This is a genomic window from Pediococcus parvulus (genome assembly GCF_964063155.1).
In the GTDB taxonomy this organism is placed as follows: domain Bacteria; phylum Bacillota; class Bacilli; order Lactobacillales; family Lactobacillaceae; genus Pediococcus; species Pediococcus parvulus.
The window spans coordinates 13,887-38,343 of sequence record NZ_OZ061292.1 but is presented as its reverse complement, the minus strand read 5'-3'; the positions used below and the strand labels follow the sequence as shown (position 1 = coordinate 38,343).

At 37.6% G+C, this 24,457-nt stretch carries 23 protein-coding genes and 1 pseudogene; 17 read left to right on the top strand and 7 right to left on the bottom strand.

Features of this window, described 5'->3' with window-relative positions; all coding sequences use genetic code 11:
* Window positions 1–498 precede the first annotated feature (498 nt).
* Window positions 499–1,395: an alpha/beta hydrolase gene (locus AB3217_RS00180; RefSeq protein WP_367365479.1), complete on the top strand. Its 897-nt coding sequence runs from the start codon at window positions 499–501 to the stop codon at window positions 1,393–1,395.
* 37 nt (window positions 1,396–1,432) lie between these two features.
* Window positions 1,433–3,394, top strand: coding sequence for a GTP-binding protein (locus AB3217_RS00175; protein WP_367365478.1), 1,962 nt, complete (start codon window positions 1,433–1,435; stop codon window positions 3,392–3,394).
* Window positions 3,395–3,458: 64 nt separating this feature from the next.
* On the opposite strand, the gene AB3217_RS00170 is transcribed toward AB3217_RS00175, so the two are convergent.
* A complete protein-coding gene (locus AB3217_RS00170; protein ID WP_068806352.1) occupies window positions 3,459–3,968 on the bottom strand; it encodes a DUF2798 domain-containing protein in 510 nt (169 codons plus the stop codon).
* A gap of 262 nt (window positions 3,969–4,230) precedes the next feature.
* Between AB3217_RS00170 and pepI the strand changes: the two genes are divergently transcribed.
* The 3 genes from pepI to AB3217_RS00155 all read left to right on the top strand — a co-directional run bounded on the left by pepI (window position 4,231) and on the right by AB3217_RS00155 (window position 8,019).
* A complete protein-coding gene (gene pepI, locus AB3217_RS00165) occupies window positions 4,231–5,109 on the top strand; it encodes a proline iminopeptidase (RefSeq protein WP_057784937.1) in 879 nt (292 codons plus the stop codon).
* Window positions 5,110–5,748: 639 nt separating this feature from the next.
* Window positions 5,749–6,546 carry an alpha/beta fold hydrolase gene (locus AB3217_RS00160; RefSeq protein ID WP_367365477.1) on the top strand — a complete coding sequence of 266 codons (798 nt, stop codon included), beginning with the start codon at window positions 5,749–5,751 and terminating at the stop codon, window positions 6,544–6,546.
* Window positions 6,547–6,813: 267 nt separating this feature from the next.
* Window positions 6,814–8,019 carry an amidohydrolase family protein gene (locus AB3217_RS00155; protein WP_367365476.1) on the top strand — a complete coding sequence of 402 codons (1,206 nt, stop codon included), beginning with the start codon at window positions 6,814–6,816 and terminating at the stop codon, window positions 8,017–8,019.
* A 198-nt stretch (window positions 8,020–8,217) separates the two neighbouring features.
* On the opposite strand, the gene AB3217_RS00150 is transcribed toward AB3217_RS00155, so the two are convergent.
* Window positions 8,218–8,829, bottom strand: coding sequence for a helix-turn-helix transcriptional regulator (locus AB3217_RS00150; RefSeq protein ID WP_367366099.1), 612 nt, complete (start codon window positions 8,827–8,829; stop codon window positions 8,218–8,220).
* On the opposite strand from AB3217_RS00150, the pseudogene AB3217_RS00145 reads away from it, so the two are divergent.
* The 7 genes and pseudogenes from AB3217_RS00145 to AB3217_RS00115 form a co-directional block, all read left to right on the top strand.
* Window positions 8,801–9,052 (top strand): annotated as a pseudogene (locus AB3217_RS00145) (hypothetical protein); the annotation flags it as partial. The gene AB3217_RS00150 and the pseudogene AB3217_RS00145 overlap by 29 nt on opposite strands.
* On the top strand, window positions 9,053–10,519 hold the full coding sequence (gene rhaB, locus AB3217_RS00140; RefSeq protein ID WP_367365475.1) for a rhamnulokinase: 1,467 nt from the start codon (window positions 9,053–9,055) through the stop codon (window positions 10,517–10,519).
* Window positions 10,520–10,834, top strand: coding sequence for an L-rhamnose mutarotase (rhaM, locus tag AB3217_RS00135; RefSeq protein ID WP_068808501.1), 315 nt, complete (start codon window positions 10,520–10,522; stop codon window positions 10,832–10,834).
* A gap of 15 nt (window positions 10,835–10,849) precedes the next feature.
* Window positions 10,850–12,121, top strand: a complete 1,272-nt coding sequence (locus AB3217_RS00130) for an L-rhamnose isomerase (protein ID WP_367365474.1) — start codon at window positions 10,850–10,852, stop codon at window positions 12,119–12,121.
* A gap of 51 nt (window positions 12,122–12,172) precedes the next feature.
* Window positions 12,173–13,018, top strand: a complete 846-nt coding sequence (gene rhaD, locus AB3217_RS00125) for a rhamnulose-1-phosphate aldolase (RefSeq protein ID WP_367365473.1) — start codon at window positions 12,173–12,175, stop codon at window positions 13,016–13,018.
* A gap of 15 nt (window positions 13,019–13,033) precedes the next feature.
* Window positions 13,034–13,738, top strand: coding sequence for a YitT family protein (locus tag AB3217_RS00120; protein WP_367365472.1), 705 nt, complete (start codon window positions 13,034–13,036; stop codon window positions 13,736–13,738).
* Between the two features lie 105 nt (window positions 13,739–13,843).
* Window positions 13,844–14,380: a DUF1697 domain-containing protein gene (locus AB3217_RS00115; protein WP_068808512.1), complete on the top strand. Its 537-nt coding sequence runs from the start codon at window positions 13,844–13,846 to the stop codon at window positions 14,378–14,380.
* 48 nt (window positions 14,381–14,428) lie between these two features.
* Here the strand turns inward: AB3217_RS00115 and AB3217_RS00110 are convergent, their stop codons facing one another.
* Window positions 14,429–14,917 carry a glutathione peroxidase gene (locus AB3217_RS00110; RefSeq protein WP_260267100.1) on the bottom strand — a complete coding sequence of 163 codons (489 nt, stop codon included), beginning with the start codon at window positions 14,915–14,917 and terminating at the stop codon, window positions 14,429–14,431.
* A 177-nt stretch (window positions 14,918–15,094) separates the two neighbouring features.
* Between AB3217_RS00110 and AB3217_RS00105 the strand changes: the two genes are divergently transcribed.
* The 4 genes from AB3217_RS00105 (at window position 15,095) to AB3217_RS00090 (ending at window position 18,094) form a co-directional block, all read left to right on the top strand.
* Window positions 15,095–15,322: a hypothetical protein gene (locus AB3217_RS00105; RefSeq protein ID WP_068808514.1), complete on the top strand. Its 228-nt coding sequence runs from the start codon at window positions 15,095–15,097 to the stop codon at window positions 15,320–15,322.
* Between the two features lie 84 nt (window positions 15,323–15,406).
* Complete coding sequence (locus tag AB3217_RS00100) at window positions 15,407–15,667, top strand: type II toxin-antitoxin system PemK/MazF family toxin (RefSeq protein WP_367365471.1); 261 nt, start codon at window positions 15,407–15,409, stop codon at window positions 15,665–15,667.
* Between the two features lie 155 nt (window positions 15,668–15,822).
* Entirely contained in the window at window positions 15,823–17,298 is a 1,476-nt protein-coding gene (locus tag AB3217_RS00095; protein ID WP_260290079.1) for an MFS transporter, read from the top strand.
* Between the two features lie 43 nt (window positions 17,299–17,341).
* Window positions 17,342–18,094 carry a sulfite exporter TauE/SafE family protein gene (locus tag AB3217_RS00090; protein WP_367365470.1) on the top strand — a complete coding sequence of 251 codons (753 nt, stop codon included), beginning with the start codon at window positions 17,342–17,344 and terminating at the stop codon, window positions 18,092–18,094.
* Between the two features lie 268 nt (window positions 18,095–18,362).
* On the opposite strand, the gene AB3217_RS00085 is transcribed toward AB3217_RS00090, so the two are convergent.
* The 4 genes from AB3217_RS00085 to AB3217_RS00070 all read right to left on the bottom strand — a co-directional run bounded on the left by AB3217_RS00085 (window position 18,363) and on the right by AB3217_RS00070 (window position 22,927).
* On the bottom strand, window positions 18,363–19,070 hold the full coding sequence (locus AB3217_RS00085) for an EAL domain-containing protein (protein ID WP_367365469.1): 708 nt from the start codon (window positions 19,068–19,070) through the stop codon (window positions 18,363–18,365).
* Window positions 19,071–19,355: 285 nt separating this feature from the next.
* Entirely contained in the window at window positions 19,356–20,504 is a 1,149-nt protein-coding gene (locus AB3217_RS00080) for a GGDEF domain-containing protein (RefSeq protein ID WP_260274778.1), read from the bottom strand.
* Window positions 20,505–20,833: 329 nt separating this feature from the next.
* Entirely contained in the window at window positions 20,834–21,541 is a 708-nt protein-coding gene (locus AB3217_RS00075; protein ID WP_068808522.1) for an EAL domain-containing protein, read from the bottom strand.
* A gap of 183 nt (window positions 21,542–21,724) precedes the next feature.
* Window positions 21,725–22,927, bottom strand: a complete 1,203-nt coding sequence (locus tag AB3217_RS00070) for a GGDEF domain-containing protein (protein WP_367365468.1) — start codon at window positions 22,925–22,927, stop codon at window positions 21,725–21,727.
* 430 nt (window positions 22,928–23,357) lie between these two features.
* Between AB3217_RS00070 and AB3217_RS00065 the strand changes: the two genes are divergently transcribed.
* Window positions 23,358–24,344, top strand: coding sequence for a choloylglycine hydrolase family protein (locus tag AB3217_RS00065; RefSeq protein ID WP_068808527.1), 987 nt, complete (start codon window positions 23,358–23,360; stop codon window positions 24,342–24,344).
* Window positions 24,345–24,457 lie beyond the last annotated feature (113 nt).

The following is a 24,457-nucleotide window of genomic DNA, read 5'->3' as shown; positions in this document are numbered from 1 at the left end:
AAAGCCACGAATGGCAGTTCGCGACTTTCAGTGTTACTCATATGAAATGAAATATTCCTTGTTACAAAGAGTATTATAAGCTATTTTTAGGGAATTTGCGGACTTTGAAACGAATGAAAGAATAAAAAATATGTTTAATGTTTAAAATTGCTGAGACTGGAAAAAACTAGTTTTGGATTATAAGTAAAAAATTTATGTAAACAGGTTGGAAATTCTCATTTTGATGAAAATTTTAAGCCTGTTTTATTATTTTCTTTAGAGCAAGATAAGTTCTTGATATCGTGCTAATCCTTCTTCTTTCTCATTTTGCATACACTCAACCAATTCTACAAGAGAAAAATAAGTGTTCTAGTTATTATAATATTGATTTCCTAGTATCTGATGACGCATAATTAGAAGATGGTAAAAATGGGAGCGCTTAAGTAAATAGGCTTCGAGTATAAATTTTGTAATCTTTTGTTTCGTGTTCTGCATGGATATTTTTGGGGGAGTAGAACCATGAAAAGCTATAAGAATGATAAAGCTATTAAACGGTTAACTAATGTAATTAAAAAGCATATTAAGTTCAGTTTGATGTTATTAATAATCATGCTAGTTTTGGTTGCTATTATAGGGATGTACGTTCATAACAGTCAGGAAAAAGTCGCTAGCAAATATCAACAAACAAATATTCCGACGTTATTTTTACATGGATTTGGCAGCAGCTATCATGCGGAACAACACATGGTTAGAGCAGCTAAAAGTGCTCATGCAACAAATGGGGTCATTCGCGCAGAAGTGTCTAAAACTGGAAAAGTCACTTTAGTCGGACATTTCCGAAAAAAAGTTATCAATCCAATTGTGATGGTAAATTATCAAAATAATCACGAGAAAAGCTATCGAACTGACGGCAAGTGGTTACGAAACGTTTTAAATAAGATTCAACAAACCTATCATTTCAAAAAATTCAATATCGTTTCTCACTCCGTTGGTAACGAAGCGGTAATGTACTATATGGCTGATTTTGCTCCAAAACATAAAGGATTACCTCAACTCAATAAGGAAGTAAATATTGCCGGCCATTTCGCAGGTATTCGTGGATATGATGCAATTAAACACAACTCGATAAATGTACAGGGGAAACCAAAACGGATGATTGCAACATATCGTTCGTTACTGAAGTTGCGAAAAACCTACCCTAAAAATGTTTCAGTTTTAAATATTTATGGAAATATTGGTGATCATAGTGATGGTAGAGTGCAGAATTACTCCTCAAAATCATTAAAATATCTTGTTGGAAGCCGTGCTAAATCATATCAGGAATTAGAAATTAAGGGTTCACAAGCGCAACATAGCAAATTACATTCAAATCCTAAAGTTGACCAGACACTATTGAAATTTCTATGGGAAAAATAAGTGAAGTAATTTTTTGCCAAATCAAGGGGGTATTACCATGAAACACATTGTAGCCGGGATCGTCGCCCACGTTGATGCGGGGAAAACCACGCTTTCAGAAGCCATGTTGTACCGCACAGGCGAACTACGAAAACTTGGGCGGGTGGACAATGGGGATGCCTTTCTTGATACCGATGACCTCGAGAAAAAACACGGAATCACGATTTTTTCACACCAGGCTAGTCTTCAGTATCACAAGCTCGAACTTACTTTATTGGATACACCGGGACATGTGGATTTTGCCGCACAAACGGAACAAGTTTTAAGTGTACTGGATTACGCCATTCTCGTCATTTCTGCAACTGATGGAATTCAAGGATACACACGGACACTTTGGCGACTGCTCGAACGTTATCATGTGCCAACTTTCATTTTTGTAAATAAGATGGATGCCAACGGTGCCGATCGCAATGCGGTGCTTGATCAGCTACAGAGCGTGTTTTCGGTGGGATGTATTGCGTTTAATTCAAGGGCTGACAACACAGATATTTCAGAAGAAACTAGTGAAGAAATTGCAATGTGTGATGATGAGGTTCTTGAAAGTTTTTTGGATTCGGGACACCTTGAAGACGATACGGTCCGTCGGCTAATTAAGCAACGAAAGGTCTTTCCTTGTTATTTTGGTGCTGCGCTCAAATTAACCGGCGTTGATCAAGTTTTAGCGGGTCTTGACCGTTGGACTAGTGAAACAAAATATCCCCAAGAATTTGGAGCACGAGTTTTCAAAATTTCTCATGATGAAAAGGGCGAACGGCTAACTTGGATTCTCATGACTGGTGGTATTCTACATACAAAAGATGTTTTAGTAGATGATGAAAAAGCCAATCAATTACGAGTTTACAATGGTGATAAATTTACAGGCCCACAACAAGTTTTGGCTGGTGGTGTTTGTGCGGTCACGGGGTTGACGGGAACTTATCCAGGTCAGGGACTTGGAAATCAACACGATGGTGATAATCCGACAATTCAACCGGTTTTAAACTATGCATTGGATCCTAAAAACAATGATATTCATACGTGTTTAACAGCTTTACGGCAGCTCGAAGATGAAGATCCGCAACTGCACGTTTCTTGGTCCGGCCATCTTCAAGAAATTCGGATTCAAATTATGGGTGAAATCCAGTTAGAAATATTGCAGCAAATTTTGCTTGAACGGTTTAATTTGGACGTTGGTTTTGGAGAAGGGAGCATTTTATACAAGGAAACTATTACCAAACCTGTGGAAGGAGTTGGCCATTTTGAGCCACTGCGGCATTATGCGGAGGTTCATTTGTTATTGGAGCCGGCGCCAACCGGAAGTGGGCTGACGTTTGCGACAGATTGTAGCTTAGATGTGCTTGGTAAAAATTGGCAGCATCAGGTATTAGCTAACCTCCATGCCAAAGAGCACCTAGGCGTTTTGACGGGAGCCCCAATTACGGATATGAAAATCACGCTTGTGGGCGGCAGAGCAAGCAACGTTCATTCGGTCGGTGGTGATTTCAAAGAGGCCACTTGGCGGGCAGTCAGACAAGGCCTGATGATGTTGAAACAACGTGATGACTGTCAATTATTGGAGCCGTGGTATCAATTTCGATTAGAAGTTGGCAAAGATCAAGTTGGACGGGCGATGACTGATATCCAACGCATGAATGGCAGTTTTGAAACACCAGAAATGGCTACTGGAGATAACGATCCGAATAGCGAAATGACCCTATTGACGGGAGTTGCACCAGTTTCAGAAATGCAAGGATATGCCCAAGAAGTCCGGGCTTATACGCATGGACAAGGTCAATTGGAATGCATCATTGATGGGTATCTGCCCTGTCACAATGCAGAGGAGATTATTTCGAGTCTGAAGTACAAGCCAGTTTCAGATTTGGAAAATACGCCGGATTCTGTTTTCTGTGCTCATGGAGCTGGCTACCCAGTCGCGTGGGATGATGTGCCAGATATGGCGCATGTGGCGTATAGATATTAACAGAAAATCTACGGTAACAAAAACGGCTACAATCATCCGATTGTGGCCGTTTTTGTGGTATTATTTATTCAATTTCTTCATCAACTGTTTCTTGTGTAGCTTGTTTCTTATCAGTTGCGGTTTGCATGATCCCTAGCACTGCACGGGCAATTGGACCGACAATGAGAAGCTGAAGTGGTAAAGCAACAATTAGGTTAAATCCCCAAGTGTGCAAGTAAGTCATCAAAAGATTACCGCCAAAATTGTGTGCCATAATCATTCCGAAAAGTGACATACATGTTACCATTCCGAGGACCATCAATACTGAAATGGTAATTCCGATGAGAACAACATTTTTCTTCATATAATCATTAATGATATATTTGAATGCAAGTTTCTTGGCAATTGGGCCAACCACTAGCAAGTCTAAAATAATTGCGGCAAGTAAGCCACCTGGATATTCAGAGATGGTGTTTAACATAACTCCCTTAGTGAATCCTTGAACTAGTAAAACGTTATAGCAAACCATCACAAAAACCATTAATCCGGCCATGATGGCAGTGAAAACAACTTCTTCTTTTAAATTTCTTGGCATCTTATTCTCCTTCGTGTTTTTGAGCAACATTAGTTAGTATACCGGGAAATGAAGAAGCTTCGTAAGTTACGTTTGTATGACGTTTTTGTAAGGGCTTAATAAAATAATGTGAGGATTGATGATAAATATGAAAATTAGGATTATTGGGGCAGGAAAAAGTTTGGTCCTAGTTGCAACTTAAGTCTTCTTTTTAATGCAACAATGATATTCAGGAGTACAATTAAATTTGGCACCACTATTTTACATAAAAGGACTTGAGAATATGAAAATTGAAGAAGGATATATGCCATTTCATGGCTACAAGACTTATTATCGGATTGTTGGAGAACCAAGTAAGGATAAGGCACCGCTATTATTAATTCATGGTGGCCCTGGTTCATCACACAACTATTTTGAATTGTTGGATGATTATGCCAAAACTGGTCGGCAACTTATCATGTATGATCAAGTGGGCTGTGGAAAATCGTCACTTCCTGAAGATGAAGGCGTTTATGTGAAGGAAACGTGGGCAGAAGAATTGGTTGCTTTACGTAAATATCTCCACTTAGACGAGATTCACATGTTGGGCCAATCATGGGGCGGCATGCTGGAAATGTACTATTTAACTAGTTACGACCAAAAAGGAATCAAAAGTGTCATGATTGATGGCTCACCAGCTTCAATCAAACTGTGGACTCAAGAACAACACCGTTTGATTTCATACTTAAGTTACGAAGATCGTGCAGCCATTGCGGAAGCTGAAAGAACTGGTGACTTCAGCGGTCCTAAGTATTTAGCTGCCAACGATCGTTACATGGAGCGCTATTGTTGGGATGATCCTGATGAAAATTCACCAGAACCATTGCGCAGAGCTACCAACGGAAAACGAGCTAGTTTGATTGCTGAAGGGCCTAATGAGTTTACAGAAAACGGCACAATCAGTGATTACGATGTGACGGATCAACTTAAAAATATTCACGTACCTGTTTTAGTGACTAATGGAACGGACGATTTATGTACGCCATTGATCGCAAAATCTGTTTATGATCATATTCCTGGTGCCAAATGGCATTTGTTTGCCAATAGTCGCCACTTAGCCCTTTTGGATCAACACGATGAATTTATTGATGTGCTGGACCATTGGTTGGCGGAGAACGATTAAAATTAAATAGAATTATAGAACCCGTTTAAATCTGACACTTTCAGGTCTAAACGGGTTTTAATATGGGGAACTAAGGTTGAAACCGCAAAAACTTATCTTGTTGCTTGATACGAAAATGTTCATAGCAACAAAATTGGATAAAATGCCGTCTTTCAGCAAATTTGGGCTGGAACGTAGTGCGAGTTCTTGCGGCCGAGCTTGCCACAAGAATCGACATCGACAGGAGCAAGAAAGATTTTCGGAACGAAAATCATCATTACTAGGCGGAATAGTGCGAGTTCTTGCGGCCGAGCTTGCCACAAGAATCGACATCGACAGGAGCAAGAAAGATTTTCGGGACGAAAATCATCATTACTAGGCGGAATAGTGCGAGTTCTTGCGGCCGAGCTTGCCACAAGAATCGACATCGACAGGAGTAAGAAAGATTTTCGTTCCGAAAATCATCATTACTAGGCGGAATAGTGGGCACGACTTGGATTCGCAAGCCACGTCTCCAAGCTCGGCCTTTATCTAAGCGAAACTCGCTAAGATAAACGACACTACTGAGCCCATTTGCTTCCAGACTAAGTCTAATCTTTGCGATCAACACACTGATATAATAATTCTGATACTTTCAACCTTTGGTTAACTGGTGAAATTATGAAGTTTAGAACAACAGATAATGTAGAACTTGATTTTTTGGATCGTGGCAAAGGATACCCAGTTATCTTCATATCGGGTTTTGGTGGCTATAAAGAAATTTGGATGCTGCAGGTTAACTATTTATTGAAAATGGGCTATCGCGTAATTACGTATGATCATCGCAATCAAGGTAGTTCGCAAAGAGTTGAAACAAATGATTCTTTAGCGAGATTAATCTTGGATTTAAGAGAGCTCATTCAGTATTTACAAGTTAAAAATCCAATTTTAATTGGACATTCAATGGGAGCGAGTGTTTGTTATGGCTATCTTGCTCAATTTGAAGATGTGGCGGGTGTCATTAGCGTTGATCAAACTCCCAAGATGTTGAACACCTCTGAATGGCAGTATGGCTTTTTAAATGCTACTATTCAAAATTACCGTCAGCTAGCTAAGTCATCACCTAAAGTGAGAGAAACGCTTCATGGAATTGATTCACGAGTTGAATCCGGATTACTAAAGCAAAAGAATAACTATCCCTTTAACCGTTCTAAAAATGTGAATCTCTTATTAGATCATTTTAAACAGGATTGGATTTCAACCCTGGAGACCACAAAGATACCAGTTTTGTTGATTGCGGCTATCCAGAGTCCCTATTATGATGCTAATTTCGTGGATGCTGTGGCGAAAAGCAATTTGATGATTAGTAGGGCAAAATTAACTAATTGTGGGCATGTGATTATGGCTGAGATTCCAAACGAGTTTAATCAACTTTTAAGGCATTTTGTATTAAAAAATCGTTATCGACAAATACAATAATCAAAAATAAAGGCACGAATATCAAAACCAACCTGGTTTAATGTTTGTGCCTTTATTTAGTAGTCAAATCTATAATAGATGATCAAATAAGTTTTAAGAAAACAGAATAGGCTAATTTAAGCACAAATAAAAGTCATTTCAAATGATTTTGTAAGTTGAGATGTCCCGAAAAGAATTGACTGATCAAACGATTAGACTATAATTTGGTAAACGATTTGAACTTCTAGTTCACGTTGTTTTTGCAATATTAATACGAGGAGAGTTCACATGAAGAAAACATACTTTAATTCAAACTTATTTAATGGTGTTGATAACAAAATTATTGCCGATGCTTGGTTTACGGTGGATGAGGAAACAGGAAAGATTACTGAAACTGGGACAAGGGCTCCAGCGAACAATAATGAAGGTGAGGATTTACACGGACAATACGTGATGCCAGGGTTAATTAATGCGCATACACATATCATGGATAATCCTGTTTCAAATCAATTGGAATTCTTATCAGAAACAGAAATTGCTTTTACAGCTTTGCGTAATTTAAAGGATCTCCTTTATTCTGGAGTGACGTATATTCGCGATTGCGGCTGTGCATTTAACGTAGATTTGAAATTACATAAGTTACAAGAACAAGGTAAGCTTTCGGGGACGGAAATTGTGCCAAGTGGCCGACCAATCTCAATCTTAGGTGGTCATGGCGATTTTCGAGAAAACGAAGACGGCAGTGTCAATTTTTCCTATTTAGTTAATTCTGGGGATGACGTTCGGAAAGCAGTCCGCGAAGCATTTAAGTTAGGAATAAAAAATATTAAAGTGATGTCCACAGGTGGAGTCATGTCAGCCAATGATCAGGTAGATGACACGGAATTAAGTGAAGTCGAAATGCAAGTTGCCGTGGAAGAAGCCCATTCGAAACACATGACGGTTGCGGCACATGCACAAGGCAATCAAGGAATTCAAAATGCATTGGATGCTGGCGTAGATTCAATTGAACATGGAATTTATATAGATGAGCATCAAGCAGACTTCATGCGTGATCATAATGTTTATTTAGTACCAACGCTAAATGCTTGCACATCCATTTCTAAATATGGAAAAGGTAAAATTCCAGATTACATGCTTACTAAAAACGAAAAGGTAAAAACAGATTTCTATAAAAATATCTCGATGGCTTTAAATAAAGGTGTGAAAATAGCTGTTGGTACTGATGCGGGGACACCGTTCAATACATTCAAAATGGGAACGTTGGAAGAACTGGCGTTGTTAGTCCATAAAATTGGTGCCACTTCTTACCAAGCCTTATTGGGTACCACAAGTTATGCAGCACAGTTGCTACGGATTGATGATAATTATGGGAGTTTAGCTACCGGAAAAGTGGCTGATTTCTTAGTTTTGAAGGAAAATCCGTTAGAAAAAATTGAGGCTGTGCAACAGTCGGATAAAGAAATTTACAAAAAGGGTCATAAAGTTCATTAACAAAAAAATATCATAATAAAAAGTCTCCACGTGTCTACACAAAGATAAAGCTCATTAGATATGCGGAGTCTTTTTTGTTAATTTTTTTAGTCAATGTGAAAAGTTTCGACAAATATTGGAACATAATTGACAACAATTGATGTCCTTTGTTGGAAAGCAGGATCCGAACAGTAAGTGATAATTTATCATTTATTACGTCTATTTTCGATCTTCCCCAGGAGTGGAATGATAAAATTCTTTATATTTATTGTAAAAGAAAGTTTTATTAGATATACCCACCCGTTCCATAATAGCTGTAATTGGTATTATCGTATTTGTAATCATGCTGTGAGCCTGAATTAAACGTTCTTGGGTTAGTATTTCGCTAAAGGTTTTCCCCACCTCTTCCTTAAATAAATTACTTAAGTAGTTCTCGTTATAGTTGTATTGTTTTGCCACCTTTTTAAGTGTAATGGTTCGAAATTTCTGGGAAATTATTTTCAATATTTCGGTTGCTAATTTTTGTGATTTACTTATCTGATCATTCTTTTCAAGGGGATATTCACGTACAAGTTGTGTCAGTAATATTGAAAGATACGATTTTATGACCGAATTGGAAAAATCTCTTTTTAAAAAATATTCATCAATAATATGTTCGATAGTTTCTTTGATTTCACTTCCTCTTTTTTTTGGAAACAAAAGAAAATCCGCGTGAATAGCTTTTTTACCGACTGCATGACTGATCAAAAAATCATACAAAACACTATTATTTCTACGTAAGTCACTTAAAAGATTTACACTAATTGTTTTTCCCACAATTTTAACCAACATGGGATTTAAGGCTGCAGGAACCTTCATGATTGTTTTACTAATTATTTCTTTGATAATTGGGACAATCTGGACTCCACAAACACGAGGTAAATCATTGGATGAGATTACTAAAGAACGATATGGCGATGATTTAGACGAAGACGAAAAATCTAACACCACGATTAGTAGTAATTCAAATACAACTTCGAGTCACACTAATCATCTAACAGGAGGTGCGAAATAGATGAAATCGTATATTGCTGTTGATATAGGAGCTTCAAGTGGAAGACTAATGCTTGGTCAACAAGAAAATGGAAAACTCACTTTAAAGTCAGTTTACCGATTTACTAACGGTTTTTCCATGGAGGATAAACACGATCGTTGGAATATTGACCATTTGATTAACGAAATTTTTAGAGGATTAGAAAAAGTTAAGCAAATGGGAATTAGTGATGTGACATTAGGAATTGACACTTGGGCAGTTGACTACGTTTTAGTTGGATCTAATGGTAAAAAATTAGAAGATCCAATTAGCTATCGTGATAAAAGGACACACAATGCCATTCAGAGATTAACTAGCCAGTTACCTAAAGAGTATATTTATGAAAAAACTGGTATTCAATTTCAAGATTTTAATACTTTATATCAGTTGTATACAGAGAATCGAGATCTGCTATCTGAGACAGATAAGATTATGATGATTCCAGATTATATTGGGTATGTATTGACAGGAAATGCTGTTACAGAAGTTACAAATGCTTCGACTACTCAAATGCTTAATTTACGAGTTGGGTTATTTGATAAAGATTTGCTAGCAGAAGTAAATGTCTCTGAAGAACAATTTCCACATTTGGTTGAATCTGGGACCTTGTTAGGAAATGTAAGTTATCACTGGCATAAAAAGTATGACATCCCAAATGTGGAGGTTGTTACCGTTGCGACTCATGATACAGCATCTGCAGTTGTTGGAACACCAGGTCAAGGTGATCGATGGGCATTTCTGAGTTCTGGAACTTGGTCCTTGTTAGGAACTGAACTGAACGTACCAGAAAATGGGTTACAAGCTTTTCATGAGAATTATACGAATGAATGGGGAGCATATGGTACGTATCGTTTTTTGAAGAATATTATGGGCCTTTGGATCGCACAAAGCGTTCGCCATGAACTAGACGACAAGTACACGTTTAACGAATTAGCGGATATGGCTGAACAGGTTAAACCGTTTGAACAATTTATTGATATTAATGACGAGCGATTTGTCAATCCTCAAAACATGATTACCGAATTACAAAGTTATTGTAAGGAAACAAATCAAAAAGTACCGACGACACCAGGTGAACTATTTCAGGCAATTTACTCCAATCTATCATTGTTTTATGCCAATGAACTATCAAAGCTAGACGAAATTCTTGGTTATCATATTGATACTTTGAACATTGTTGGTGGCGGTAGCAATGTTGGTTTAATGAATCAATTAACGAGTACTCTGGCGAATATTGAAGTGGTCGCTGGACCGGGAGAAGCTACAGCCATCGGAAATATTATGGTTCAAATGGTTGCTTCGGATGAAGTTGAAAATGTCAATGCAGGTAGACGCTTAATTGCTAAATCCTTTGATTTAAAGAAATACCATCCTGAAACAAATAAATACGGCACTATTTTAAATGATTATCAAAAGTTTATTCAAAATCATGTTAAGGAGATGGTTTAAGTGGTCAGGTTAGGTCAAGTTATGTATTTGCATAAGGATGCATTTGATGAGTATCAAAAAAGACATGCGGCGTTATGGCCGGAGATGAAACTGGCACTGCGTGAGTATGGCGCATCAAATTACTCGATATTCTTAAATAAGGAAACCGGGCAAACGTTTGCTTATTTAGAAGTGCCAAGTGTTGAAACGTACAACCGAATTGCAGATACAGATGTTTGCAAAAAATGGTGGAAATACATGGCGCCACTAATGGATACTAATCCAGATAATAGCCCGGTAACAACGGATCTTAAAGAAGTATTTCACTTAGAATAAATGGAGGAAATAGTAATGGCTAAATCAGAACAAGTAGAAAAAGCATATAAATTAGCAAAAGAACGTTATGCAGAATTAGGTGTTGATACAGATAAGGTAATGGACGAATTAAAAAAAGTTAAGATTTCAGTACATTGCTGGCAGGGTGATGATATTCATGGTTTCTTAAACCCAAATCAAGAATTAACTGGAGGTATTGGTGTTTCAGGAAACTATCCTGGAATTGCTCGAACACCGGATCAATTAACTGGTGATCTGCATGAGGCACTGTCATTGATCCCTGGTAAACATAAGGTTCAGTTGCATACTATTTATGCTGTTACAGATAAAAAGAAAGACTTTAATGAAGTAGGGCCTGAAGATTTTAAGTATTGGGTTGATTGGGCTAAAGAAGAAGGAATTGGACTTGATATGAACCCTACATTCTTCTCACATCCCATGGTTAAAAATAACTTTACTTTGGCTAGTCCAGATAAATCAGTTCGTGATTACTGGATTGAAGTTGGCAAAAAGTCACGAGAAATTTCTAATTACTTTGGTAAAGAATTAGGACAACGTTCAGTTAATAACTTTTGGATTCCAGACGGTTTTAAAGATAATCCAATTGACAAACAATCACCTCGTGAACGGTTGATCCAATCTTTGGATACCATTTTTGAGAAGAAGTATGACGAAAATAACACAATTGAATCTGTTGAAGGTAAATTATTTGGAACAGGGATCGAGTCATATACTGTAGGTTCACACTTGTTCTATAACAATTATGCGATCAGCCGTGGCAAATTATGGACTATTGACGCTGGACATTGGCACCCAACAGAGGACGTTTCTGATAAATTCTCAGCGTTCATGCCATTTGGCAAAGGTTTAATGCTCCATGTTTCTCGTCCTGTACGTTGGGATAGTGATCATGTTGTGATTTTTGATGATGCTTTAACAAGAATCACACGTTCACTAGTACGTGACAATGAACTCAGTCGAACAAATATTGGACTTGACTTCTTTGATGCGACTATTAATCGTGTTGCAGCTTGGGTTGTTGGCGCACGTGCCACTCAAAAGGCATTGTTACAAGCTATGCTGGCACCAATTGCTGATTTGAAGAAGGCTGAATTGAATTTCGATTTCACAAAACGCTTAGCTGTTACTGAAGAATTGAAATCATATCCATTTGGTGCGGTTTGGGATGAGTTCTGCTTAAAGAACAATACACCTGTTGGTACTGATTGGCTTAACAAGATTCACGATTATGAACAAAAAGTACAATTCCCACGTGATGAAAAATAATCATTACTGAATTTGTTAAAAATCTAAAAATAATTTGATGGGGCGAAAGAAATGAAAGATTTTATTGAATCAAAATATGTACATGAAATGGCTCAGACTACAAACAACCTATATCGGCATGGATGGGATGAACGTAATGGCGGTAATGTTAGTTTACGTTTGACTAAAGAAGAAGTTTCACAATATGCTGGAACTGATAAAGTCTTGCGGAATATTCCAATTGCTTTCGATGCTAGTGAATTAGCAGGTAAATATTATTTAGTTACAGGTACTGGTCGTTATTTTAAAAATATTATCGAGTTTCCAGAACGTGATTTAGGATTGATTCGAATTACAGATGAAGGAAACAGTGTTGACTTGATGTGGGGCTTTAATGACGGTGGCGAACCTACTAGTGAATTTCCATCACATCTGATGAGTCATATTGAACGTTTGAAACAGGATCCAAATCAACGTGTAATTATGCATTGTCATCCAACAAATCTTGTTGCAATGAGCTTTACTAATCCATTAAATTCCAAACACTTTAGTCGGACTTTATGGAAGATGCATCCTGAATCAATTGTTGTCTTTCCAGAAGGAGTAGCAGTTATTCCATATATGTGCCCAGGTACCAATGAGATTGGGCGTGCAACTTCTGAACAGATGAAGAATTTCAGAGTTGTTGTATGGCCTCATCATGGTGTGTTCGCGGCTGGCGAGTCATTAGACGAAACATATGGGCTAGTTGAAACTGTTGAAAAGTCAGCTTTAATTTATACAACAATTCAATCACAAGGTGGAAAATTTCTTCAAAGTATCACTGATAAAGATTTACATGATCTATGTAAACGCTTCAATTTGAAACCTAATAAAGAATTTTTAAAACCTGAAAAGGTAACAGTTGGTGCCAAATAAAATTTTTAGCGAAAGTTGAGTGATAAGGTGCGTGCCTTAGGACAAAGTTATGCATTAGGAACGAAAGATGGTCTAAAAAGATGGTCTTATTTGGGATTATCATTGTTAATAAATGCCACAGGACATTCTTTAACAATCGTTACTAACTTAGGTAGTGCCGTTTGGACGGCTTCAGCGGTAAACCTATATCATTTATGGCCACTTAGTTTACGGCTCACCTTATTTCTTTGTGGAGTGATTGTAGTCCTGATGAACGCATTATTGATTCGCAAATTTATTTGGAAAAGGATTATTGGTAATTTACTTTTTACTTTTCCGTTTAGTTTTCTAATTCAATTATTCACTCAAGTAATTGGTCGTTCTGATATAAATAGTTTCCCTTTAGTGATTCGTGTAATCATTGATATCTTTGGAATACTTTGTGTGGCATTGGCAACATCGCTTTATCAAAGGGCAAACTTGGTATTACATCCAAATGATGATTTTATGCAGATTATCCGATTCAGGTATGTACATGGTAATGCGACGATTGCACAAATGATTCATTATATTCCACCAGTGATCATTATGACTCTGACATTTTTAATGAGTGGTCAACTTTGGGCGGTTAACATTGGCACAGTGATATGTTTATTCTTCCAAGGTACATTCATTGGATTCTTTGATAAACACGTATTCCGGAATTTGAAGCATTATGGATTGGCAATGGTACAAAAATAATAATTATAAAAGCCTTTGATCTAATTTAAGTTCAAAGGCTTTTTGTATGAAGAAAATTCCAACTGCGCTACAATATAAACATCATTCAGCAAGAAAGGATCCCGTATGAAGTATTTAGTCCTATTACGTGGTATCAATGTTGGCGGTCATAATAAAGTAGTCATGAAAGAACTGAAGGCTAGTCTGGCGGCGGTCGGTTTTACTAATGTGAGTTCTTATATTAATAGTGGCAACTTGATTTTTGAAAGTGACCTGTCAAAATCCAAAGTGGCTCAAAAGGTTGATTTAGTTTTGGCTGAAAATTATATTTTTTCAATCACAACTCTGGTTATTTCCGCTGAGGAATATCTCCAGGAGTTTTCTCAGGTGCCAGCATGGTGGGGTGCCGATGGTAGTTTACGCCATAATGCATTGTTTTTACTGCCTAATTTTGACGTTAAAGCCTTTCAAAAAATCGTACAACAGATTTCAGATTACGATCAAATTGAACTTAAATCGAAAGTCATTTTTTGGACCTCCACTTTCAAAAAAGACTTCAGCAAGTCCGTTTACTCTAAGCTGATGAAAGAAGCCCTTTATAAAGATGTGACGATTCGAAATCTGAATACGGCATTGAAACTACTACAATTATTACAGGATTAAAAAAGTCCTTATCTGTTTGACGCGGATAAGGACTTTGTTTTTAAGATTTTATTTTACGCTACTTTTTAAAACTGTTTCAATTTCGTCGGTCATTTTCAAAGGATTTGTTTTAGGTGCATAGCGTTTAACAACGTTGCCTTCACGATCAATGAGAAATTTTGTAAAGTTCCATTTAATTGCAGAAGAACCCAGTGCACCAGGAGCAGTTTTAGTCAGATATGCAAACAGAGGTAGGGCATCTTTACCATTTACATCGGCAATTGTGTGCATTGGGAAACTAACACCATAAGTAGTGCGACAAGCTGCTGCAGCCTCTTCGCTGGAAGAAACCTCTTGTTTAAATTGATTAGATGGAAAACCTAAAACGATGAGGCCTTGATCAGCATAAGTTTTATAAAGTTGTTCTAGTTGTTTAAATTGTGGTGCGAAACCACATTTTGTAGCGGTATTCACGATGACCATCGGCTGGCCACGATATTTAGAAAGTGAGTAATTCTCGCCATTTTCGAGTGTAACTGTGTAATCATAAATTGACATTTGAAGGACCTCCTTGTGCCCATTATACCGATTTTTGAAAAGAATATACTATTGTACGGTCTGTAAATAACAAAAAATAAAAGATTTGCGTATTTATAATTAACAGACTAAGGCTAAATCATTGACCAACAGATATGATATACATTTAATATATATAAAGAAAGGTTGGCGGAAAATATGCGGAGCGTAAAATTAAGAAAAGTGGGAACTTCTAATGTATTGACTGTCCCAAGCAGTATTAAACCTCGTGAAACTGAATTCGACGTATTTTATGGTCGTAACGGCGCCATTGTTTATACCCCCAAAACCAAAAATCCTTTTACAGACGAAAATTTCGTGAGAACGCATCAAGGAAAATTGGATGAAACATTGGTTGAAACGGAGCTAAGGAAAGATGAATTTTAATTATGTTCCGGAACAACAGGATATCATCTGGATTAACTTTCAACCTTCTAAGAAAAATGAGATTGGGGGGGGAGGCATCCGGCAGTGGTTTTAAGCACCAGTGGTTACACAGCTGACACGGGTCTAGTTGCTGTTTCGCCAATTACTCATGCCACGGACAATCGATTGAAAGAAATGTTTGTACCTATAAAATCAGATTTTGGGATAGAAAGATTTGTAAATCCACTGAAGTTTCATACATTTAGTGTGATCGGAAGGCATGTTGAATATGCTGGTGGTTTATTAGATGACGCGTCTTTTGCCATTGTTTTGAAAATACATCAACAAATTTTGAATTATATGTGATAGAATAGTTTGAATGGATCAAAGTCTAGAACTTTGGTCTTTTTATGTGGCAATTTTCGTCGTTTTACTATAGAAAAGTAAATATAATTTACACCAAGATGTGAATAAGTTGTAACATAAAAGCTAGTTAACTTTTGGAGGAAGAAGCGAAGGACTTGTCAAAACGAAACATTTTTATTGTTACCTGTGCACTACTTTTATCGAATGCAATGAGTGGGCTAGATAGCACCATTGTGAATACTGCCTTGCCCGCGATCATTTCTGATCTTCACGGTATTGAAATGATGGGTTGGATCGTCGCTGTCTTCTTACTTGGAACAGCGGTTAGTACCCCTCTATGGAGCAAACTTGGTGAACACATTGGCAATAAACAAAGTTATCAACTTGCGGCCTTATTTTTTGTGGTGGGTTCTTTACTTCAGGGACTCTCGCCAAACATTGTCTTTTTGATTATCTCGCGAACAATTGCTGGAATTGGTAACGGTGGCGTTGTTTCCTTACCATACATTATTTATGCTCGGATGTATGCTGATCCCCGCAAACGGATGAAAGTTTTGGGGTTCGTCTCTGCCAGTTACAGTACTGCCACCATCATTGGTCCGCTGGTTGGTGGATTTATCGTGGATGCCTTCTCGTGGCACTGGGTCTTTTATTTAAACGTGCCTATCGGCTTGATTTCAGCAATTTTAGTTCAAATCTATTACAAAGCAGAAAAAGAAGCACATAAGAATAAACCAGTTGATTACATGGGTTCCATTTTAATGACCATTGGTTTAACCAGTTTACTGGCTGGCATTGAAATGATTGGCACTGCCAGCACGTTGTTTGTGACAATGGCATTGATCATTGCCGTTATGTGCATCGGGGCAATGATTTATTTCGAAAGAGGCGTGGCCGATCCGATTATTCCAAATCGCCTATTCAAAAATCGCGAATTAGTGATTGATTTTATCCTGTTTACCCTAATCTGGGGCGCGTTTGTGGGCTTCTTAATTTACAGTCCAATGTGGGCGCAAGGATTACTGGGGACTTCCGCGTTAATTGGAGGTGCTACCCAAATTCCAAGTTCATTTACGAATTTTATGGGATCAGGTTCTGTGGCAACCTTGCGGCGGTACTTCACACCGCAAAGAGTGGTGGCAATTGGCATTGTGATGCTGATCGCCTCTTTCCTATTCCTAGTAATTGGCGGCGTTAAAACTCCCTATTGGGTCCTGTTAGTAGCGGGAGCATTTGAAGGATTTGGTAATGGTGCCTGCTTCAATGAACTTCAAGTGAAGGTCCAACAAGATGCCGATTTAGGGGATGTTCCGGTTGCCACGTCATTTAGTTTTCTAATTCGGATGTTAAGCCAAACGTTTACGGCATCTATCTTTGGCCTTGTCATGAATAGTGCGCTTCGCCACGGTGTTTCAAGCTCGCACGGCGCCGTGACAATGAAAATGATGAATAAATTAAGTGATGCCACAAATATTAATTCTTTGCCAACCAAACTTTTGCCACAGATGCGAGCCATTTTGCATAATGGGCTACACAACATTATGTTATTATCGCTTGTGCTAATGTTGGTGTCTTTGGCAATCAATGTTTGGGCGCAACATTTGGAAAAGCGTGCCCATGTCACGGTATAGCGAATGACTTAGAAAGAAGTTGGTTATTTTGTCACTTTGGCTTATGTCTGTAATTTTGTTGGCAGCTGGATTAGCGGCCGGCCTGTTGTCATCCATTGCTGGATTGGCGTCGTTGGTTTCCTATCCTGTGCTATTAATGTTGGGATTACCCCCAGTTAGTGCAAACGTGACGAACACAGCAGCGCTAATTTTCACAGGTGCTGGCTCTAGTTTGTCATCTTTAAGAGAATTACATCACGTTCGAAAAACGGTGTTGAAGGTCACAATTTATGCCTTAATTGGTGGGGTTGTGGGCAGTTTCTTGCTGGTAATTGCGCCCGCAACAACTTTTGAACGGGTCGTTCCTTTTTTGGTATTTGGGGCTGGTCTGTTAATGCTTTGGTCTCAATTTCGCCACACCGTACCTAAGAAAGTGGATCATACAAATCATCTGGCAACGACAATTTTAAAAAATACCGCAATTTTGCTGGTCGGTGTTTACATTGGTTATTTTGGTGCATCGGCTGGAATGATTATGCTTTCAATTTTGATTGTGACGCTCAATGACAGTTTTGGTGAGATTAATGCGATTAAAAACTTTGCGTCGTTTATGACAAACATTTTGTCGTTGATTATTTACGCGTTTACTACAAAAGTGTACTGGTGGATGGTTGTACCATTGGGAATCGGGATGTTTATTGGTGGTTACCTAGGTCCAGTTGTCATTCGTCATGTTCCGGTAAAACCCTTGCGGATTGCGATTTCGTTTTCTGCATTTGGTTTGGCGGCTTATCTGTTTTACACAGCTTATTACTAAAAACTAAAGGTTGAAACTCCAAAAACTTATCTTGTTGCTTGATACGAAAACGTTCATGGCAATAAAATCAGATTAAATTGCTGTCTTCCAGACCAAGTGAGCCGCAGGACAGCAATTAAACTACTGCTTTTGAACCAAGTCGTTTAATACTAGTTATTGAAGTCATTTTGATACTTTCAACCTTAGCTAAAAACAAAACATGAGCCATACTAGGTTTTTCGACTTGGTATGGCTCATGTTGATTTTAATACAGGATTAGAACGAAAAATTATTTCTGTGTAAATGGTAAAACAGCACGTCTGGAACGCTCCGCTTGTATCGGCAAAAACACAGGACGAGCCAAACCAAAACCTTGTAACAGGTTAACGCGATAGTTAATTAAAAGTTGTAAATCGGTTTTGGATTCAACGCCCTCTACTGTAAAAAGTTTGTTATTTTTGGCCGCTAATTCACACCAAAAAGACAAGCTATGGATGATGGACGTTAATGACCGTGTTTTTCTGAAATTCTGGATGGCAAATTTATATTCGCTTATATATGGATTTAACAATAAAGTTCGATCAATTTGATTACTACCGGAACCCACATCATCCATGATCAAATCAATGCCGGCTTCAAAAAAATGCTTGGCTGCAGTTTGAATTTCACTTGAGTTAACGGGAAATTTGGAATCATGCTCGGTGAGTTCGACTTCTAAAGTAACTGGTAAAAGCTGATTCTTAACTTCACTTAAAACGGCACAGAATTCTGGATCAATAAACTGTTCTGGATCTAAATTAATGGATACGTTTTTTAAATCTTTGGAAAGAACAGGGATGGTTTGCAAAAGGAGGTCCGCAATTTGTTGTGGTGGAAATTGGGCAAAGTCGTCTGGTAAAACCCAACTATCGCCAATTTTTTCACGCAAAAATAGTTCACACCCAACTGGTTTTAGTGGATCAACTGAAAACTTAGATTGTCCCCAGAAACGAATCATAGTAACTCCTCCAATACGGTTTAAGACATAACACGAAACCAAACATACTCCTTATCGTTTGTTAAGCAGTCTAATTGACGATTATTTTAGCACAATAAAGCCAAACTACAATAGCGTTTCAAGTGGGCAAGACCGATAAATTTTGAACTGCATCTTAAACTAAAAATCAGTCATCCATAAGCCCTTTATGGCGCTGTTTGTTTAGCCGAAAACTTGAATAACTATTCGTTAAATAAATACGTAAAAAATGAAAAAGTTGTCACATAAGTTAATTATGTCACAACTTTATTTTTCATTTTCAATGGTAACTTGATCGCGACCTTGGCCTTTAGAGTGATAAAGCATGCGGTCTGTCCGTTCGTAAAATAAATTTGAGGTCACATCATTGGGCCCCAACTTAGCGACACCCATTGAAACCGTAATTTGTAATTTCAAATGATTGGTAGGAAAGGTTGTTTCACGAATACGATTTTGTAAGTGGTAACTAAATTTTGCCGCCTCTGGTAAGTCTGTGTTAGGCATAATAATATTAAATTCCTCTCCGCCAACCCGATAGACTTTGGCATTCGGCATCTTTTCACTCTCGTCAACAAGAATCTTGCCGACAGCTTGTAAGATTTCGTTTCCAGTTAGGTGGCCGTGGTCGTCATTAACTCGTTTAAAATAATCAATATCCAGAGCTAACATGGTTAAGGCATGCTTGGTGTGTTGAAATGCCGAGACCTGAGTTTCTAAATCGTTTTTAAAAGAGAGATACTTATTTAATTTGGTCAGTGGATCCGTAGTGGCCTGGCGACTAAGCAAAGTTAAATAGTCATTTTCGTGGTTTAAATGACTAATTCCAAATTCAAGAACCGCGTTCATTACGACAAAACTGAAGATATTGAAAAGCGTGATTTTCCAGGTTACAGCACCGAAATAAGGAAGCTGTAAGTAATTGAACACAAGCCACAGGACACCTAAAATAACGTCTAAAGAGCCAATGAGAAAAATTTGTGGTAGTTGCCATTTACGCACAATCGAAACTAATAGCAAAGTAAGCAGATAAATTATTGCCGTCATTGTAAAGAAGTAGATTGTCCCAGCAGTGAATCCCCACAGAATAATTCGTGCAAGAAAACTCATCAAAACAATCACGGCACTACTTCGTTTGCCAAGATAAATAGTTACATAGAAAAGTAATAGTAGACGAAAATTAACGAAAGCTAAGTCATGACCTTCTCGAGCGACCACAAATTCAAAATAGATTCCAAGGATAGAAAAATAGCACACACTAAAAATTGCTAGCCGACCTGTTAAATAGTTGATGGTTTCGGAAATGTTTCCTGAACGGGAAATTATCGATCGAACTAGAATTTGAAAGAATACAATTACGCCGAGGGTAACAAAAATGCCAGTAAATAGTGGCGATAAGAACCAGAGGTGTTCAGTCAATATTAATCATCTCTTAACTAAGAATTCTAACTAGTATTCATTAATTAAATAATAACCATTTGTATATCTAATAAAATTTCAGGTGACTATTTGCTAACAGATACCGTTAGTTAAGCCCTTTAATTATAGCAAATAATAGTGAGACAACAATGATAAATGAAAACGATTTTTTTGTTTTAGCTTTTAACGAGCATACAAAAGAAAACTATTTTTTAAACTAAAGGTGTTTTTGATATCGAAAATGAGAAAAAGGAATGCTATTTATCATAGGTTTTTGGTAAAAAAAATTATCCAAAAACTGGATAATTACGAGGTACGTTAAGTGATTTTTAATAACAAGTAGTAGATTCAGAGATTACGCTATCAGGATCATCCTGAGTGGGCAGATATATTGGTCTTCCAAGCGCATATCCTTGAAACATATCTGCCTGATAGTGCGAAAGGATTAGCAAGTCTTGTTTAGATTCAACGCCTTCAATTGTGAACAACTTCTGATTCTTTTGTGCTAAATCTCGCCAGAACGTTAAATTGGGCACAATATCTTCTAAAGATTCAAACGGACGGAAATTTTGAATGGCAAATTTATATTCGTGAACAAAATCATTAAGGAGTTTAACCCGTGCTAATTGATTATCACCAGAACTGACATCGTCTAAAATGATATAAAAGCCAGCGTCGTTAAAACGTTTTGCAGCTGTGACTAATTGGGAAGGCGAAATGTTTAGTTGCCCCGTTCTTTCTGTTAATTCAATGGATAACTGAATGCCAGAAAGCTGTTGTTTTATAGCAAAAAAAGCTTGTAAAAAAACAGGATCTACAAATTGATCAATGTCCAAATTAATCGAAATGTGTTTCATTTTTTGTGGGAACTCAGGTGTTGTTCGCGTTAGAAGATCTGTAATTTGTGTAGCTGTAAATTTACTGAAATCGGTTGGAATTTCCCAATTACCAGTATTGTATTCACGTAAAAATAATTCATATCCAATGGGTTCTAAAGGTTCGCGTGAAAACTTCGGTTGTCCCCAAAATCTTAGCATGCAAGTCATCTCCAAACATAAGAAATTAAAAAAACCCGTACTTGATCTTTCACAAGTATGGGTCGTGTTCAATATCGTAATATTGAATGAGCAGTTTTTATTTAATTCGTTAATATAACAATACTAAGTGTAGCACGGCTGTATAAAAATACAAGGGACTAAACAAAGATTGTTTCACAGAGTTTAGTTTTGAGTTGAACTAACAGGGTTACCGAAGCCAGTTGTAGATGATTTTGTGAGTTCAGTATCGACAGTTACGCGATCGCGGCCCTCACCTTTAGAGTGGTATAACATTTGATCAGTTCGTTCGTAAAATAAATTTTGAGTTTTATCGCTGGCATGAAGAGTGGATACACCCATCGAAACTGTAATTTTTATATTTTGATTTTCCGAGATTTGAAATGTGGCCTGTCGGATTTTAGCTTGCAAGTCATGGCTAAATTGGCTAGCTTGTTCAAGACTTATGTTGGGTAGTAAGACATTAAATTCTTCGCCACCAACACGATAACAGTGCGCATCAGGAAGATCGTGAACCGCTCCAATTAATAGTTTACCTACACCAATTAAAATCTTATTACCCGCTAAATGACCGTATTGATCATTAACCCGTTTGAAATAATCAATGTCTAAAGCGATCATCGCGAGTGGTTTCTTGGAGCTATGAAACTCACCAAATTTTTTAGTGAAATCAGTTTTGAAGACAGCATAATTTTTCAATTGGGTCAACGGATCAATAGTAGCTTGGTGCGTTAATGTGTTTAAATAATCATTTTCAGTGTTTAATTGAGTTAATCCGTAATATAGGAAAAAGTTCATAACACCAAACGCAATCCAATAATAGACAACTTGCGATAGCGGAATGTCATCTAAATAATCTAAACGAATGTAATGAAGAAGTAACCAAAAAACACCTACAATAATGTTCAAGCAGTTGACTAACACTAACTGACTACTGTGGTGGCGGCGGATTAAGTACAAATTAAGTGCAAAAATTAAATACATAAACACTGAAAATGCAATAAAAATAAATGTGCCTGTTGTACTACCCCAGAATAAGAAGCGGGTAATAAAACTGCACAAAATGACGATGAAACTTGTGCGTCGACCTAAGAAAATAATGACGTAGGATAATAAAAGTAAACGGAAATCAATGAAAGCAATGTCACTATCCTGTTGAGCAGCCGCAATTTCAAAATAAATGGCAAGTGCGGAAAAGTAAACCGTGCTTAAAACGGCAAGACTACCCACCAAATAATTAATAGGAGCTCCCTTTTTGGTTGAGCGGGACATTAAAGTGCGTGCCAACAATTGAAAGAACAGGATAATCCCTAAGGTTACAAAAATGCCGGTAAAAAGAGGCGATAATAGCCAGTCGTGTTGGGTCAAAGTAATTCATCTCTTAACTAAGTAATTATTATTTTTATGAATTTTTAATTTAAGTGTGTTTAATTATAACAAATTATCAATAAGCAACAAGGAAATTCATGAATCAGTATAGGGTAACGACTTTAAACCTAGATTAATTCAGGATTTAGCCTAGCGTTTGAGCTACTTAGTGCACAAAAAAGCAACCATCATAGTAGTCGGGATGGTTGCTACAAGCACAATAAATGTGCGGCGTATTTTCATACGCATCAGACAATTGTCTGATAAGATTTGGCACCATAATGTGAATTGTACCACAAATGTGCCAATTTAACCGCACAATTACAGATATTTCGCCTAAATTTCGTTTGAATTGGCTTTTCAATCAGAATATACTAATTCTATGTACTAAAAGTTAGAAACAAATCAAACGATAGGATGTGACACACATATGTGTACAAGTGTAATGTACCAAAATGCAAAGGGTAATTGGTTTTTGGCGCGAACGATGGATTTTTCGTTCGAATTGGGTGGCCGTCCTGTTGTGATTCCGCGTAATTTTCATTTTAAAAGTGATGCTGATGAAAAAGGTTTTGACACAAAATTAGGTTTTACTGGTGCTGGTCGAGATTTGAATGGTTATATTTTAGTCGACGGGGTTAACGAAGCCGGTGTAGGTGCCGCAACGCTTTACTTTGACGGCTTAGCTAAATTTGCTGACCAAGCAGTTTCAGGTAAAACGAATGTTGCGCCTCATGAGGTCATCAACTGGATTTTAGGTAATGTCACGAGTGTTGCCGATTTAAAAGCTAAAATTGCTGATCTGAATATTGTCGCAATTGCGAATGATTTATTTAAAATTATCGTGCCACTTCACTGGATTGTGGCTGATAAAACGGGTGCTTGTGTCGTTTTGGAACAAGACAAAAACGGGATGAAAGTAATGGATGATCCAGTTAAAGTCATGACCAATAGTCCTGATTTCCAATGGCATCTAAAGAATTTAAATAATTATGTGCAATTAAAGCCAACTTCTCATAGCTCAAAGAAGTATGGCGAGTTTGAATCGGAGGCTTATGGTTTAGGTAGTGGAGCACTTGGTTTACCAGGAGACTACACCTCAGTTTCCCGATTCGTGCGAGCTGCATTTATTCGTCAAAATACTGATAAGGCAAAGACAGTGCCTGGTTCAATTAATGCCTTATCGCACATTTTGAACAGTGTGGAGATTCCTAAGGGCGTGAAAGCTGATAATGAAGGTGGTTGTGACTATTCTCAGTATCGCGGCTACATGAGTTTAGACGAGGGTGCTTATTACATGCAACCATATGACGACCAAACGATTACGCGTGTGGTGATGACACCTGAATTGTTGAATGCTAAAGAGCCAACTGAATTTCCATTGAAGGCGGAACAACACTTTAATTCGGTTAATTAAATTTTTGCTAGAAGCATTGGATTACTGAAAAGGTTATCTGGTGCTTTTTTAAGTTTTAAATAGCATAGTCTCGTGTACAAAAAGTATAATGAAGACAAGCAAGTAGAAAGCTA

Excerpts from the sequence above, each read along its gene's own strand:
- AB3217_RS00180 (WP_367365479.1), top strand. The coding sequence starts at position 499 with ATGAAAAGCTATAAGAATGATAAAGCTATTAAACGGTTAACTAATGTA.
- AB3217_RS00175 (WP_367365478.1), top strand. The coding sequence starts at position 1,433 with ATGAAACACATTGTAGCCGGGATCGTCGCCCACGTTGATGCGGGGAAA.
- AB3217_RS00170 (WP_068806352.1), bottom strand. The coding sequence starts at position 3,968 with ATGCCAAGAAATTTAAAAGAAGAAGTTGTTTTCACTGCCATCATGGCC.
- pepI (WP_057784937.1), top strand. The coding sequence starts at position 4,231 with ATGAAAATTGAAGAAGGATATATGCCATTTCATGGCTACAAGACTTAT.
- AB3217_RS00160 (WP_367365477.1), top strand. The coding sequence starts at position 5,749 with ATGAAGTTTAGAACAACAGATAATGTAGAACTTGATTTTTTGGATCGT.
- AB3217_RS00155 (WP_367365476.1), top strand. The coding sequence starts at position 6,814 with ATGAAGAAAACATACTTTAATTCAAACTTATTTAATGGTGTTGATAAC.
- AB3217_RS00150 (WP_367366099.1), bottom strand. The coding sequence starts at position 8,829 with ATGTTGGTTAAAATTGTGGGAAAAACAATTAGTGTAAATCTTTTAAGT.
- rhaB (WP_367365475.1), top strand. The coding sequence starts at position 9,053 with ATGAAATCGTATATTGCTGTTGATATAGGAGCTTCAAGTGGAAGACTA.
- AB3217_RS00130 (WP_367365474.1), top strand. The coding sequence starts at position 10,850 with ATGGCTAAATCAGAACAAGTAGAAAAAGCATATAAATTAGCAAAAGAA.
- rhaD (WP_367365473.1), top strand. The coding sequence starts at position 12,173 with ATGAAAGATTTTATTGAATCAAAATATGTACATGAAATGGCTCAGACT.
- AB3217_RS00115 (WP_068808512.1), top strand. The coding sequence starts at position 13,844 with ATGAAGTATTTAGTCCTATTACGTGGTATCAATGTTGGCGGTCATAAT.
- AB3217_RS00110 (WP_260267100.1), bottom strand. The coding sequence starts at position 14,917 with ATGTCAATTTATGATTACACAGTTACACTCGAAAATGGCGAGAATTAC.
- AB3217_RS00105 (WP_068808514.1), top strand. The coding sequence starts at position 15,095 with ATGCGGAGCGTAAAATTAAGAAAAGTGGGAACTTCTAATGTATTGACT.
- AB3217_RS00090 (WP_367365470.1), top strand. The coding sequence starts at position 17,342 with ATGTCTGTAATTTTGTTGGCAGCTGGATTAGCGGCCGGCCTGTTGTCA.
- AB3217_RS00085 (WP_367365469.1), bottom strand. The coding sequence starts at position 19,070 with ATGATTCGTTTCTGGGGACAATCTAAGTTTTCAGTTGATCCACTAAAA.
- AB3217_RS00075 (WP_068808522.1), bottom strand. The coding sequence starts at position 21,541 with ATGCTAAGATTTTGGGGACAACCGAAGTTTTCACGCGAACCTTTAGAA.
- AB3217_RS00065 (WP_068808527.1), top strand. The coding sequence starts at position 23,358 with ATGTGTACAAGTGTAATGTACCAAAATGCAAAGGGTAATTGGTTTTTG.